14 protein-coding genes are annotated in these 14,028 nt (G+C 71.6%); 5 read left to right on the top strand and 9 right to left on the bottom strand.

The window, feature by feature from the left end; translation table 11 throughout:
• Positions 1-223: 223 nt before the first annotated feature.
• The 9 genes from GAK38_RS01700 to radA form a co-directional block, all read right to left on the bottom strand.
• Positions 224-748 (bottom strand): copper chaperone PCu(A)C, encoded by a 525-nt coding sequence (locus GAK38_RS01700; protein WP_325340869.1) that lies wholly within the window; start codon positions 746-748, stop codon positions 224-226.
• A gap of 116 nt (positions 749-864) precedes the next feature.
• Complete coding sequence (locus GAK38_RS01695) at positions 865-2,169, bottom strand: O-antigen ligase family protein (RefSeq protein WP_325340867.1); 1,305 nt, start codon at positions 2,167-2,169, stop codon at positions 865-867.
• A 14-nt stretch (positions 2,170-2,183) separates the two neighbouring features.
• The gene (locus tag GAK38_RS01690) at positions 2,184-2,972 is read right to left on the bottom strand and encodes a glycosyltransferase family 2 protein (RefSeq protein ID WP_325340865.1); all 789 of its coding nucleotides are present in this window, start codon (positions 2,970-2,972) and stop codon (positions 2,184-2,186) included.
• Positions 2,969-3,871 carry a glycosyltransferase family 2 protein gene (locus tag GAK38_RS01685; RefSeq protein ID WP_325340864.1) on the bottom strand — a complete coding sequence of 301 codons (903 nt, stop codon included), beginning with the start codon at positions 3,869-3,871 and terminating at the stop codon, positions 2,969-2,971. Before GAK38_RS01685 ends, GAK38_RS01690 begins: the two co-directional genes overlap by 4 nt.
• A gap of 31 nt (positions 3,872-3,902) precedes the next feature.
• Positions 3,903-4,112 (bottom strand): zinc-finger domain-containing protein, encoded by a 210-nt coding sequence (locus GAK38_RS01680; protein ID WP_325340863.1) that lies wholly within the window; start codon positions 4,110-4,112, stop codon positions 3,903-3,905.
• A gap of 5 nt (positions 4,113-4,117) precedes the next feature.
• Positions 4,118-5,056, bottom strand: coding sequence for a branched-chain amino acid transaminase (locus tag GAK38_RS01675; protein WP_325340861.1), 939 nt, complete (start codon positions 5,054-5,056; stop codon positions 4,118-4,120).
• A 45-nt stretch (positions 5,057-5,101) separates the two neighbouring features.
• The gene (locus tag GAK38_RS01670; RefSeq protein ID WP_325340860.1) at positions 5,102-5,533 is read right to left on the bottom strand and encodes a glycerate kinase; all 432 of its coding nucleotides are present in this window, start codon (positions 5,531-5,533) and stop codon (positions 5,102-5,104) included.
• Positions 5,534-5,665: 132 nt separating this feature from the next.
• A complete protein-coding gene (locus GAK38_RS01665) occupies positions 5,666-7,798 on the bottom strand; it encodes a TonB-dependent siderophore receptor (protein WP_325340859.1) in 2,133 nt (710 codons plus the stop codon).
• Positions 7,799-7,984: 186 nt separating this feature from the next.
• On the bottom strand, positions 7,985-9,370 hold the full coding sequence (gene radA, locus GAK38_RS01660; RefSeq protein WP_325340857.1) for a DNA repair protein RadA: 1,386 nt from the start codon (positions 9,368-9,370) through the stop codon (positions 7,985-7,987).
• A gap of 123 nt (positions 9,371-9,493) precedes the next feature.
• Between radA and GAK38_RS01655 the strand changes: the two genes are divergently transcribed.
• The 5 genes from GAK38_RS01655 to GAK38_RS01635 all read left to right on the top strand — a co-directional run bounded on the left by GAK38_RS01655 (position 9,494) and on the right by GAK38_RS01635 (position 14,019).
• A complete protein-coding gene (locus tag GAK38_RS01655; RefSeq protein WP_325340856.1) occupies positions 9,494-10,483 on the top strand; it encodes a Bug family tripartite tricarboxylate transporter substrate binding protein in 990 nt (329 codons plus the stop codon).
• Positions 10,484-10,561: 78 nt separating this feature from the next.
• Positions 10,562-11,542: a 2-dehydropantoate 2-reductase gene (locus tag GAK38_RS01650; RefSeq protein WP_325340854.1), complete on the top strand. Its 981-nt coding sequence runs from the start codon at positions 10,562-10,564 to the stop codon at positions 11,540-11,542.
• Between the two features lie 56 nt (positions 11,543-11,598).
• Complete coding sequence (locus tag GAK38_RS01645; protein ID WP_325340852.1) at positions 11,599-11,958, top strand: FitA-like ribbon-helix-helix domain-containing protein; 360 nt, start codon at positions 11,599-11,601, stop codon at positions 11,956-11,958.
• Positions 11,955-12,398, top strand: coding sequence for a type II toxin-antitoxin system VapC family toxin (locus GAK38_RS01640; RefSeq protein ID WP_325340851.1), 444 nt, complete (start codon positions 11,955-11,957; stop codon positions 12,396-12,398). Before GAK38_RS01645 ends, GAK38_RS01640 begins: the two co-directional genes overlap by 4 nt.
• 67 nt (positions 12,399-12,465) lie before the next feature.
• Positions 12,466-14,019, top strand: a complete 1,554-nt coding sequence (locus GAK38_RS01635) for an AMP-binding protein (RefSeq protein WP_325340850.1) — start codon at positions 12,466-12,468, stop codon at positions 14,017-14,019.
• Positions 14,020-14,028 lie beyond the last annotated feature (9 nt).

Raw genomic sequence — 14,028 nt, 5'->3', positions numbered from 1 at the left:
GGCTGGCCTGGGGCGGCTGGCGGGCCGAGGCGAGTGTGGCATGGCGCACGTCGGGCGGCGCGCCGCGCTCGGACAGCCGCCGTGTCTCGCCGGTGGCGTGGGTGAGCGCGGTCTACGGGTTCTGAGCGCCCCGGGTAGGTCGCCGGCGGCTCGGCCGGGGGCGGCAGCCACCGATGGGCGGCGGCTGCCGCGCGCGATCCGCCCGATCCGCGCCGCGGTCTGCTCAGTGCGAATGCCCGCCGGAATGGCCAGCAGGGTCGTGCGCGCCCTGGCCGGCCGGCTGCGGTGCGGCGGCATTCAGCGGGCGCACGGCGGCCTGCACCTCCTGCGTCGTGCGCTTGCCGTCGCGGTCTTCGAACTCCAGCGTGATCGGCACCGTGTCGCCGGCCGAAAGGGGCTGGCGCAGGTCGAAGAACATCAGGTGGAAGCTGCCGGGCGCCAGCGCCACCGTCTTGCCTGCGGGCAGGTCGAGCGCCGGCACGGCGCGCATCTTCATCACGCCGCCCTCGTGCGACATCTCGTGGATCTCCACCGTCGTCGCAACCGGCGAGCGCGCGCCGACGAGGCGGCTGTCCACGCTCGATTGCAGCTGCAGGAAGCCGCCCGTGGCCTTCTGCTGCGGCACGCTGGCGCGCAGCCAGGCATCGCTGACGCGCACCTGGGCCTGGGCGCCGGCGGCGGCCACGGCCAGCACGGCGGCGGCCGTGGCGCGGAACAGGAAGGAACGGGACGCGGGTGGAAACGGCATGGCGGGACTCTCTGGCAGGCGGCAGTGACAGGGGCGCCCATTATCGCCAGCCGGCCCGCAGTCTGCATGTCAGGGAGTATGCATCGCCAGCGCTTATGAAAAGCGCACTCTACCCGTCATGGGCGGGGAGTATGCGCCGTTTTCCGGCCCCACAGGCAGCCGTAGGCGGCCAGCGTATAGAAGAGAAAGAACATCGTGCCGCTGTTGTGGCCGATAAAGCCCTGGGTCAGGCCGAAGCCGATGTAGGCCAGCGGCACCGACAGGGCCGCGAGCCGCAGGCCGAGCAGGTCGGCATCCGGGCCGTCGGCCTCCAGCGCGGCGCGGCGCGGCCAGAACAGCGCGATCGGCACGGCATAGAGGAACAGCAGCGCTGCCAGCCCGACCAGCCCGCGCTTGGCGAACAGGTCGAGGAACTCGTTGTGCGCGTGGTTGAACTGCAGGATGAACGGGCTGTATTCGCCGGCGGCCACCAGGCGCTGCTTCTCCTCGGTGTAGCCGCGCTGCGTCCAGCCGACCACCGGCCGCTCGGTGCCGAGGCGCCAGGCCAGGCGCCAGTGTTCCAGCCGCTGGCCGACCGACGTGTCGGCCTCGTGGCGGTCCTGGTAGAGCTCGGCCTCGGTGCGCACCAGGTCGACCCGGTCGCGCAGGCCGAGCTGCGGCGTGCTCCAGGCCGCCAGCACGCAGGCGGCCGCCACGAGCGCCACCAGCGCCACCCGCCGGCCGTTGACCCGCGGCCAAGCCGCGATCAGCAGCAGCGGCAGGACGAAAGCCAACCCCAGCCAGCCGCCGCGCGACCACGACAGCAGCGAGGCGGCCACGCCGAACGCCAGCCCCAGGCCCAGCAGCGCCCGCCAGCCGGCCGTGCGCTGCCAGGGCGCCGGCAGCGCCAGCCCGATGGCGCATATGCCGGCCATCAGCAGCGCGAGGTTGCCGAACTGGATGGCATTGGTGAAGCCTTCGGCCCGCGATGCCGCGAGCGACGGCGCCCGCACCAACTGCACGATCGCCGTCACGCCCGCGCCGATGGCGCCCGCCGCGGTGCCGCCCCACAACCAGCGCACACCCGGGCGGTACTGTGCGACGAAGAACAGGCAGATCAGCGCCAGCAGGTACTTGGCCGGCTTGTCGGCGCCGCGCAGGCCGGCATGGCTCAGCAGCGAATCGACCTGCCAGCTGATGCCCATCACGACGAACGAGGCGATCACCCAGCGCCAGGCCGGGTGCGGCAGCAGCGGCCGGCGCCACTGCGGCAGCGACAGCAGCACGCCGGCGAACAGCAGCGCAGCACCGGTCGAATAGCCGCTCGGCGCCACCAGCGCCATCGCCGGCGTGGCGGCGCAGGCGATGCCGGCGAACAGCGTGAAGAAGACGTCGCGCGCGGCGCGCGGGTCGGAAGGGAAATACCGGCGGATGCGGTCCATGCGGAACAAGGGGATCAGCGGCGCACGGCCGCGTCGAGGCTTGCGCGGTCGTAGTGCAGCGCCGCGTAGCGGAAGAAGCATTCGAGCGCGATGAAGAAGCAGAACAGGAAGCCCGGCCCGCCGCCGAGGAAACCCAGGCGCAGGATGTAGAGCCGGATGAAGATCGCCGTGCCCGATGCGATGCCGCGCCAGATGCCGCCGCGCTTGCCCGCCTCGGCCCGCTTGGCCGCGCCGAGCATCGAATACTGCGCGAGCTTGTAGAGGCTGTCGCGCACCGATTCGCGCGAGAAGTGGCGCAGCCGCCCGGCCAGCGCGCGGCGGGGCAAGGGATCGCCCGGCAGTTCGGCCCGCTCGTGCACCACGCCGGTGAAGCCGGCGAGCCGCGCGCGCGGGAACATGCGCTCGATCGGCGCCTGGCCGAGGAACCAGCGCAGCTCGCGGCCGTAGGCCACGACGCTCCAGCGGATGGTCCACACGGCCTGCGCGCCCGAGGCGACCGCGGCCTGCACCGAGTGGCGCAGCGCGTCGGTCACCTGCTCGTCGGCATCGACGAAGAAGACGTAGTCGCCGGTGGCATGGCGCAGCAGCCGGTTGCGCTGCTCGGCGAAGCCCTGCCAGTCGGCATGGGTGTGCACCTGGGCGCCGAGCCCTTCGGCGATCGCCACCGTGCGGTCGGTGCTGCCGCTGTCGACCACGATGATCTCGTCGGCGAAGGCGGCGCTCTTCAGGCAGGCCTCGATGTGGCGCTCCTCGTTGAGCGTGAGCACGCCGATGGTCAGGCGTGGACGGGCGATGTCGTTCATGGGGCGGTGATTTCGCGGCTGTCGCGCAGCGCCAGCAGGCCCTGCAGCCGGCCCCAGGCGCGGGCCAGCAGGCGCGGCGACAGCGCCAGCACGCGCGCGGCGACCAGCAGGCGGGCGCGCGCGATGCTGCGGGCCAGCAGCTTCACGCCGGCGGCGGCGCCCTGGTGCTTGGCCGCGAAGCGGATCTTGGACTGCGCATGGTGCCAGCCGCGCCAGTATTCGGAGCGCCAGGGCCGCGGTCCCCTGACCGAGCCGCGCGCAAGGTGGGCGATGCGCACCTGCGGCAGCACGACGATCGGCGCCCGGGCGTCGAAGGCGCGCAGGCACAGGTCCTCGTCCTCGTAGTAGAGGAAGAAACGCGGGTCGAAGAAGCCGCCGATGGAAGCGCGAAGGCGCTCCACGTGGATCAGCAGCACCGCCGCGCAGGCATAGCCCACGCACAGCGGCCCTTCGGCGCCGCCGGTGCGCGGCGCGCCCCAGTGGCGCGGCATGCTGTAGTTGACCTCGTCGCCGCCGGCGCCGTCGGTCAGCTGCGGCACCCACATGGCCGACTGCACGTCGCCGTCGGCCCAGCGCACCAGTTCGGCGATCTGGTCGGCCGCGACCACGCAGTCCGGGTTGAGCAGCAACACATAGGGCGTGGTCGCCGCCGCGATGCCGGCGTTGTTGGCCGCGCCGTAGCCCTGGTTGGAGGGCAGCGCAAACACCTTCGCCTGCGGCAGCTGCCGGGCGACGGCCGCGCGGCTGTCGTCGGCGCTGGCGTTGTCCACCACGGTGACGTGCGGACAATCCGCGAGCCCCGCGGCCAATGCCGGCACGCAGTGGGCGCTGTTGTAGGTGACCGTGATGACGGTGACGCGGCCGAGCGCGGCGGCGTCGGCGGGAGAGAGAAGGCTCAAGATGCGCGTCGCCGCGACGGTGACGACAAGGTCAGTGGCCGTGGGCCACGACCTCGCCGGCCTTGAGCTTGTAGAGCGTGCCGCAGTACGGGCACCGGGCCTCGCCGGTGCGGGCCACGTCGAGGAACACGCGCGGGTGCGTGTTCCACAGCTTCATGCCGGCCCGGGGGTTGGGGCAGAACACGCCGCCCTGGGCGTTGAGGTCGCGGGCCAGCAGTTCGACCGTTGCAGTGGTGGGCATGGCGGTCAGACCTTGGCGAGCCAGTGGGCATAGGCCGGGTTGCGGCCGTTGACGATGTCGAAGAAGGCGGCCTGCACGCGCTCGGTGACGGGGCCGCGCGAGCCGATGCCGATCTCGATGCGGTCGAGCTCGCGGATCGGCGTGACCTCGGCCGCGGTGCCGGTGAAGAAGGCTTCGTCGGCGATGTAGACCTCGTCGCGGGTGATGCGCTTCTGCACGATCTCCAGGCCCAGGTCCTTGGCCACCGAGAAGATGGTGTTGCGGGTGATGCCGTTCAACGCGCCGGCCGACAGGTCGGGCGTGTAGATCACGCCGTTCTTCACGATGAAGATGTTCTCGCCCGCGCCTTCGCTGACGAAGCCGGAGGCGTCGAGCAGCAGGGCCTCGTCGTAGCCGTCGTCGGTGGCTTCGAGGTTGGCCAGGATGGAGTTGCTGTAGTTGCTGACCGCCTTGGCCTGCGTCATCGTGATGTTGACGTGGTGGCGGGTGAAGCTGCTGGTCTTCACGCGGATGCCGCGCGCCAGGCCCTCCTCGCCGAGGTAGGCGCCCCAGTGCCAGGCGGCGATGGCCACGTGGATCCTGTTGCCGCGCGGGTTCACGCCGAGCTTCTCGGAGCCGATCCACACGAGCGGGCGGATGTAGGCGCTCTTCAGGCCGTTGGCGCGCAGCACCTCCTTGTGCGCCTCGTTGACCTGCTGCTTGGTGAACGGAACCTGGATGCGCAGGATCTTGGCGCTGTTGAAGAGCCGCTCGGTGTGCTCTTCCAGGCGGAAGACGGCCGTGCCGGACGGCGTCTCGTAGGCGCGCACGCCCTCGAACACGCCCGCGCCGTAGTGCAGCGTGTGGGTCAGCACGTGGACCTTGGCGTCGCGCCAGTCGACGAGCTGCCCGTCGAACCAGATCTTGCCGTCGCGGTCGTCGAGCGGGGGGAGTGCGGGGCTCATGCAGCGTGTCCTTGTGGGGTCGGAAAAAGGAGAAAGCCCGCGATTTTACGGCGCGTCGGCCGCCGGGGCCGCCGCGGCCTCCTCCACCTGAGCGGGACGCTCCAGCTTCCAGCGCTGCAGCCGGCCGTGGATGAATTCGGCGGTCACGTGCGAATCGCTGCCGTCGGTCCAGCGGTAGACCTCGGGCTCCTCGCCCTCGGCCGACCGGCGCAGGCCCAGCGCCTTGGTCAGGGTGATGACGTGCAGCAGGTTCACGCCGGGCTTGAGCCTGGCGTTGAGCATGACCGCACTGTCCACGTAGCCCACCGGCCGGTCGGCCGCGCGGCCCATGACCTTGACGACACGGGTGTAGTGCAGCAGCGCCCACATCAGCAGGCCGCCCGAGACGGCCAGCACGCCCTGCCAGCCCATGGAGCGCCAGGCCACGCCGACCAGCAGCACGATGCCCAGCGGAATCAACAGTTTGCGAAAGTCCATGGGCCGGCATTCTCGCAGCGGCCGCCGCCGGGGCCGCTGCGGAGACTGCGTAGCACGGTTAAATATCGGGGGTATTGGTCTACAGCGCTTTCCACATGACCGCTATGAAGCAGTATCCCCCTGGGTATATCCTTACCAGCTGTAGCGCGCCGTCAGCAGCACGTTGCGCTCGTCGCCGTAGAAGCAGGCGTAGCTGCACGATGACAGATAGGTCCTGTCGGCCACGTTCTTGATGTTGAGGGCGAAGCGCCAGTGGTCGAACTGGTAGCGCACGGCCGCGTCGACCACGGTGTAGCTCGGCGTGGCGAGCGCGGCGGTGACCTGCATCGGCCCCACGTTGCGCACGCCGGCGCCGACGCTCAGGCCCGGCAGGCCGCTCACGCGGTAGTCGGCCCAGAGCGACGCCTGGTGGCGCGGCACGTTGGTCGGCCGGGTGCCGGCGGTGCCGCTGTTGCTGCGCGTGACCCTGGCGTCGGTGGTGCTGGCGGCGGCCACGATCTCCCACCGCGCGGCGATGCGGGCCTTGCCCTCGACCTCGAAGCCGCGCGAGCGTACCTCGCCGGTCTGCACCGAATAGCCCGCATGGGCCGGGTCGGTCGTGGTGACGTTCTGCTGGGTCAGCTCGTAGGCCGCGACGGTGACGGAGGTGCGGCCGCCGGCGGGCTCGACCTTCACGCCCACTTCGTGCTGCACGCCGCGCGTGGGCACGAAGGGGTTGAGGTTGTAGTCGGTGCCCGAGGTCGGCTGGAACGACTTGCTGAAGCTGTAGTACGGCGCCAGGCCGTTGTCGGCGAGGTAGAGCACGCCCGCACGCGGCGTGAAGGCGTGCGCGGTCTGGTTGGTCGCGCTGACGGCGCCGGTGGCCCGCAGCGTGGTGCGGCTGGTGTCGCGCGACTCGTCGTATCGCCCGCCGACCAGCGCAATCCAGTGCGGGCCGAACTTGATCTGGTCTTGCAGATAGAGGCCGGTCTGCCGGTTGTTCTGCGTCGCATAGGCCTGGGGCTGCACGGTGACCGTGCCGCCATAGACCGGGGCGAACAGGTCCAGCGACGGTGCGGTGCCGACGGCCTGCGCGCGCGAGAAATCGTGCCTGCCCCAGTCCAGGCCGAGCAGCACGGTGTGCTGCACGTCGCCGTGGCGCAGCCGGCCGAGGAGCTGGTTGTCCAGGCTCAGGCCGCGGTCGGTGTCGGCGCGGGTCATGGCCGTGCGCGTGAGCAGCCGCTGCTCCGGCTGCACCACGCTGCCGACGGCCGACCAGGCGTTGCCGGCGGTGTAGTCGAAGCCCAGCAGATTCTGGCGGAAGGTCCAGTCGTCGTTGAGGCGGTGCTCGAACAGGTAGCCCAGCGTCTTGCCTTCGGTGTCGAAGAAGTCGAAGCCCGGCTCGCCGACGAACAGCGTGCGCGCGATGCGGCCGTTCACGTTGGGCAGCAGCGTGCCTTCGGCCGGCTTGCCGTAGTCGTAGACGCTGTGGCCCTTGCTGTAGGTGCCCAGCAGCGTGAGCGTGGTGCCGGGCGCGATGCGCCAGTCGAGCGCGCCGTCGAGCAGCGTGCGGTCATCGGGAATGGCGCGGATCATCGTGTTGCTGTCGCGCTTGAGCGCGGTCAGCCGGTAGGCGAAGCGGCCGTCCTCGGCCAGCGGGCCGGCGAGGTCGACGGCGATCTGCTTGCGCCTCCAGCTGCCGGCCTGCACCTCCACCTCGCGCAGCGGCTCGGCCGTGGGGCGCTTGCTGACGAGGTTGATGATGCCGCCCGGCGCGGCCTGGCCGTAGAGGATGGAGGCCGGGCCCTTGAGCAGCTCCATGCGCTCGAAGGCATAGGGCTCCATCGTGCCGGACAGCGAATTGATCGGGAAGCGGCTGCCGTTCAGGTACAGCGGCGCCGAGCCGGTGACGTTGAAGCCGCGCACGGTGAAGCCGGTGGCCGTGTGGCGCTGCGCGCCGCCGCCGAGCGAGAAGATGCCGGCGGTGTAGCCGAACGCCTGGTCGAGCGAGTCGGCGGCCTGCGCCTCGACCTGCTCGCGCGTGACCACCGAGACCGACTGCGGCGTCTCGATCAGCGGCGTGTCGGTCTTGGTGCCGGCCGTGGCGCGGCGCGCGATGAAGCCGCCGGCGGCGCTGGTGGCCGTCTCGTCCTGGCCGGCGGTGACGCGCACCTCGGGCAGCGTGGACTGCGCGAACGCCGGCGCGGCGAAGAAGGACGACAGCCCGCCGGCGATCAGGGCGGCGGATGCGACGGGGCGGCGCCCCAGGGTGTTGCGAGGTGGCATGGAAAACGCTCAGCGGCGACAGGCGACGGGGTACCGCCGGCCCGGCGGGCGGCGGCGACAGCATCTGCGGTGTGGCTGGCGGGCGGCAGGCATGCCGCGCTGGCTGGCGAATCCGTCAGAGCAATCGGCCCGAGTGTAACGAGCGCGAACGGTTCCCGACATCGAACCGTATCGCGCCCGCAACGCTCATTGCAGGCGCCGCACCACGTCCATCGCCTCCTCCACCCGCTCCACCGGGTGGATCTCCAGCCCCTCGATCGGCCTCTTCGGCGCATTGGCGCGGGGCACGACCGCCACCGAGAAGCCGAGCTTGGCCGCCTCGCGCAGCCGCTCCTGCCCGCGCGGCGCCGGGCGCACCTCGCCGGCCAAGCCGACCTCGCCGAACGCGACGAAGCCGCGCGGCAGCGGCTTGGCGCGCAGGCTCGACGCGATCGCGAGGATCACGGCGAGGTCGGCCGCCGGCTCGCTGATGCGCACGCCGCCCACGGCGTTGACGAACACGTCCTGGTCGGCGCAGGCCACGCCGGCATGGCGGTGCAGCACCGCCAGCAGCATGGCCAGGCGGTCGCGCTCCAGGCCGACCGACAGCCGCCGCGGGCTCGGGCCGCCGCTGTCGACCAGCGCCTGGATCTCCACCAGCAGCGGCCGCGTGCCTTCGAGCGTGACCAGCACGCAGCTGCCGGGCACCGGCTCGGCATGCTGGCTCAGGAAGATCGCGCTCGGGTTGGACACGCCGCGCAGCCCGCGCTCGGTCATCGCGAACACGCCGATCTCGTTGACCGCGCCGAAGCGGTTCTTGATCGCGCGCACGAGCCGGTAGGCGCTGTGCGTGTCGCCCTCGAAGTACAGCACCGTGTCGACCATGTGCTCCAGCACGCGCGGGCCGGCGAGCGCCCCTTCCTTCGTGACGTGCCCGACCAGCACGATCGCCGTGCCGCCGGACTTGGCCGCGCGCGTGAGGTGGGCCGCGCATTCGCGCACCTGCGCGACCGAGCCCGGCGCGCTGGTGAGCTGATCGGAGTACAGCGTCTGGATCGAGTCGATCACCGCCACCGCCGGGCGCAGCGCGTCGAGCGTGGCCAGGATTTTTTCGAGCTGGATCTCGGCGAGCACCTGCACCTGGCTGCCCTCGATGCCGAGCCGGCGCGAGCGCAGCGCGACCTGGGCGCCGGACTCCTCGCCGGTCACATACAAAGTGTCCATCTGCGCGCGCTGCAGCGCGTCGAGCGCCTGGAGCAGCAGCGTCGACTTGCCGATGCCCGGGTCGCCTCCGATCAGCACCACGCCGCCTTCGACGATGCCGCCGCCGAGCACCCGGTCCAGCTCCTCGATGCCGGTGGGCGTGCGGGCCACGTCGGCCGCCTCGATGTCGGCCAGCGCGGTCACAGCCGCCGCGGCGCCGGCCAGCGGCTGGTGCGGCCGCGCGCCGTAGCGGTTCCTGCCGCCTGCAGCGGCCTCGGGCACCGTCTCGACCAGCGTGTTCCAGGCGCCGCAGTGCGGGCACTTGCCCAGCCACTTGGCACTGGTGCCGCCGCATTCGGTGCAGGTATAGAGCGTCTTTTCCTTGGCCATGAGACGGCAAGCCTACCCGATGGCATGGCTCGTCCCGATGCGGGCCGTCGGCGGCGCGGCGATACTTGGCGCCTTTTCCGCCCGCCCGCGCGCACACACAAAGGCCCCCAAGGAGATACCGCCATGCCAACGTCCCGCCGCCACCTGCTTCAAGCCGGCGCCCTCGCCGCCCTGGGCCCGGCCGCCTTCGCCTGGGCCCAGCAGCCCGCCGCCATCGACAGCACCAAGGTCATCGTCGGCTTCGCCGCCGGCGGCACGGCCGACGTGGTGGGCCGCCGCATCGCCGAGAAGCTGCACCCGGGCTTCGCCAAGGCCGCGTACGTCGAGAACCGCACCGGCGCCGGCGGGCAGATCGCCATCACCGCCGTAAAGGAGGCGCCGGCCGACGGCACCAACATCCTCGTCACGCCGATGTCGATGCTGGGCATCTACCCCCACACCTACAGGAAGCTGCCGTACGACCCGGTGGCCGACCTCACGCCGGTGTCGACCGGCGCCATCTTCGACTATGGCTTCGCCGTCGGCCCGCTGGTGCCGGCCAGCGTGAAGACCGTGCCCGACTACCTGGCCTGGGCCAAGGCCAACCCGGCCCAGGCCAGCTTCGGCTCGCCTGCCGCCGGCTCGGCGCCGCACTTCATCGGCGTGCTGCTCGGCCGCACCGCCGGCGTGGAGCTGACGCACGTGGCCTTCCGCGGCTCGCAGCCGGCCATCCTCGACATGGTGGGGGGGCAGATCCCGGCCGTCTCGGGCCCGGTGGGCGAGTTCCTGCAGTTCGCCGCGGCCGGCAAGATCCGCCTGCTGGGCACCTCGGGCGCCAGGCGCAGCCGCTTCACGCCCCACGTGCCGACCTACACCGAGCAGGGTTTGAAGGACCTGGTCTTCAGCGAGTGGTACGGCTTCTTCCTGCCGGCCAGGGCGCCTGCGGCGACGGTGCAGCGCCTCAACGCCACCATCCGCAGTGCCGTCGCCAACAAGGCAGTGATCGACGGCCTGGCCGCCGGCGGACTCGATCCGCTGGCCACCAGCCCGGGCGAGCTGGCCGCGATGCTCAAGGCCGACACCGAGCGCTGGGGGCCACTGGTCAAGTCGATCGGCTTCACGGCCGAGGGCTGATCGGATACCCCCGGCATCACTGCGCTGTAACGCGCGCAATACGTGCGCTACAGCCCCATACCCCCTGGACCTGTTCGCATGAAAGTCTGCATCTACGGCGCCGGCGCCATCGGTGGCTGGATCGGTGCGCGGCTGGCGCAGGCCGGCCACGCGGTGAGCGCGGTCGCGCGCGGCGCGACGCTGGAGGCGCTGCGGCGGCACGGCCTGCAGCTCGCCAGCCCCGATGGCGACGTGCAGGCCGCCGTGCAGGCCCACGAGGACCCGGCCGCGCTCGGCGTGCAGGACCTGGTCATCATCGCCGTCAAGGCGCCGGCCCTGCCGGCCGTGGCCGCGCGCATCGCGCCGCTCCTCGGGCCGCGGACAGTGGTGCTCACGGCGATGAACGGCGTGCCGTGGTGGTTCTTCCTCAGCGGAGGCTTTGGCGGGCCGCTGGCCGGCGCGGCGCTCGATTCGGTGGACCCGGGCGGCGCCATCGCGCTGTCCATCCCGGTGCGGCACGTGGTCGGCGGCGTGGTGCACGCGGCCTGCGCGATCGACGGGCCGGGGCGCATCCGCCACGTGCAGGGCCGCAAGGTCATCGTCGGCGAGCCGGCGGGCGGCGAAAGTGAGCGCGTGCTTGCGATCTCGGCCGTGCTGACGCAGGCCGGGCTCGAAGCGCCCGTGTCGTCACAGATTCAGAAGGACGCCTGGTACAAGCTCTGGGGCAACATGACGATGAACCCCATCAGCGCGCTGACCGGTGTGACGATGGACCGCATCCTCGACGACGATTTGGTGCGCGGCCTGGTCACCGCCGTGATGCTGGAGGCCAGGGCGGTCGGGGAGCGCATCGGCGTGCCCATCGCCGAGCGGCCGGAGGACCGCCATGCCGTCACCCGCCGCCTGGGCGCCGTCAAGACGTCGATGCTGCAGGACGTGGAAGCCGGCCGCCCGGTCGAACTGGACGCGCTCGTCGCCGCGGTGCGCGAGATCGGCCAGCGCGTGGGTGTCGCCACGCCATTCACCGATGCGCTGCTGGGTCTGGCCCGGCTCAAGGCACGGGGGCTCGGACTGTATTGACAGCGGCGGCGGACCGGTTCCAGAATGGCTCCATTGCGAAACCTGCCACAGCCACCATGCCCAACCTGTCGATCAAGGACGTGCCCGAAGACTGGGCCGAGGCCCTGCGCCGCCGGGCCGCGCGCAACCACCGCTCTCTGCAGGGCGAGCTGATGGCCATCGTCGAGCAGGCGGTGCGGCAGCAGGATGCCGCCGTGCCCGGTGCCGAAGCCGGCGTGGAGGCACAACAGCATCAGCAGCGGCAGCTCGGACGCCCGCGCATCGTCGGCTACGACGCGCGCGGCTGGCCCATCGTGCGGCAGGGCTGGAAGACGGTGGAGGAGGTCATCGCGTCGTTGCGCGAAAAATATCCCGATCCCATCCCCAACCAGCTGTCGAGCATCGACATCATTCGGCAGGACCGGGACAGCCGGTGAGCCACCCGGCCCGCGCGCCCGTGCTGCAGGTGGCCGAGCCGCCTGCGCCGTACCTCGCCCGTCCGCCGCTCGTGGTGGATTGCAGCGCCATCGCCGGCATGGTGTTCCGCGAGCACTGGGAAGATCAGGCCCGGCTGCGCATCGCCGGGCACACCCTGCATGCGCCGCATCTGCTGATGAACGAGATCGCCAGCGTCACCCTCCAGAAGCTGCGTCGCGGCGAGGCCCATGCCGCGGCCGGGCTGGCTGAAGTCGCGAGGCTGGACATCGAGCTGCATCCCACGGACCCGCCGTCCGTGATCGAACTGGCCCAGCGTTACCAGCTGTCCGCCTACGACGCCGCCTACCTCTGGCTGGCCGCCGACCTGCGCTGCCCGCTCGCCACCTTCGACGACCGCCTGGCCGCGGCGGCGCGCGAGCACCTGTCGCAGCTCGAATAGGGTCGAACCCTCTGCCGCGCCAAGCGGCGCGCGCCAAAGAATTGCAGGCAAGGAGACGCCCCCCTGCATGCACCTCAGCCACCTCTTCCAGCGCACCGTACGCATGCACGGCAGCCGCCCCGCCCTTGCCGAAGGCACCGCCCCCGCCCTGAGCTACGAAGCCCTCGACCGCCGCGTGCGCGCCCTCGCCCGCTGGCTGCGCGAGGACCTGCGCCTGCACCCGGGCGACCGCGTGGCGCTGGCCATGAAGAACCACCCGGCCTATGCCGAGGCCATGCTCGCGATCTGGCATGCCGAGCTGTGCGCCGTGCCCGTCAACGCCCGCCTGCATGCCGACGAGATCGGCCACGTGCTCGACGACGCCGGCGCCCGGCTGGCTCTGTCGCTCGGCGAGCAGGCCGCCGCGCTGGCTGCCACCGCCGAGGCGCGGCCCGCCGTGCAGCTGGTGGACGTGCTGGGCGCCGAGTGGCAGCAGGCCGCCCAGGGCGAGTCGGCCGCGCCCGACGCCAGTGCAGAGGGCCAAGGCGACGACCTGGCCTGGCTGTTCTATACCAGCGGCACCACCGGCCGGCCCAAGGGCGTCATGCTCACGCATGCCAACCTGGTCGCGATGGCGCTCAACTTCCAGGCCGACCTGCTGGCCATCGACGCGACCGACGCCATCGTCCACGCCGCGCCGCTGTCGCACGGCAGCGGGCTCTACGGCATTCCGTACTGGATGCGCGGCGCCCTGCAGATCGTGCCGGTCAGCGGCGGATTCGACGAGGCCGAGCTGGCCGCGCTCGCCAGCCACTGGCACCGCGCCAGCCTGTTCGCCGCACCCACCATCATCAACCGGCTGGTCACCTATTTGAAAGCGCACTCCGAAACCGCCGCCCTGCCCGGCCTGCGCTGCATCTTCGCGGGCGGCGCGCCGTTCTATGGGGAAGACATCAAGGCCGCCGTCGCCACCATTGGCCCGCGCGTCGCCCTGATGTACGGCCAGGGCGAATCGCCCATGACCATCACCGCCCTGCGCGCCGAACCCCTGGCGCGCGCCGTGGCCGAAGGCGACGACGACCTGCTCGCCTCGGCCGGCTGGCCCCAGACCACCGTGACACTTGCGATCCAGGCCGGCGACGGCGAACCCGCGCCGCCCGGCACGCCCGGCGAAGTGCTGGTGCGCAGCCCCACGGTCATGCGCGGCTACTGGAACAACCCCGGCGCCAGCGCCCAGGCCCTGACCGGCGGCTGGCTGCGCACCGGCGACATCGGTGTGATCGACGCGCGCGGCCTGCTGCATTTGAAGGACCGCAGCAAGGACGTGATCATCAGCGGCGGCAGCAACATCTATCCGCGCGAAGTGGAAGACGCCCTGCTCGCGCACCCCGGCGTGGCCGAGGTCGCGGTGGTCGGCACGCCGGACCGGGAATGGGGCGAGGCCGTGGTCGCCGTGGTGGTGCGGCGGCCGGGGATTGCGGAAGTGGATGAGGCGGCGCTGGATGCCGTCTGCCTGGAACGGATCGCGCGGTTCAAGCGGCCGAAGCGGTATGTGTTCGTGCAGGAGCTGCCGAAGAATGCGACGGGGAAGGTGGTGAAGCGCGCACTGAAAGAGTCTGTCACCCGCGCCGCCGGCTCATAGAAAGAGAAC

Source organism: Xylophilus sp. (genome assembly GCA_009914555.1).
Classification (GTDB): Bacteria; Pseudomonadota; Gammaproteobacteria; order Burkholderiales; family Burkholderiaceae_C; genus WNDY01.
This window is presented reverse-complemented; position numbering and strand designations above follow the sequence as displayed.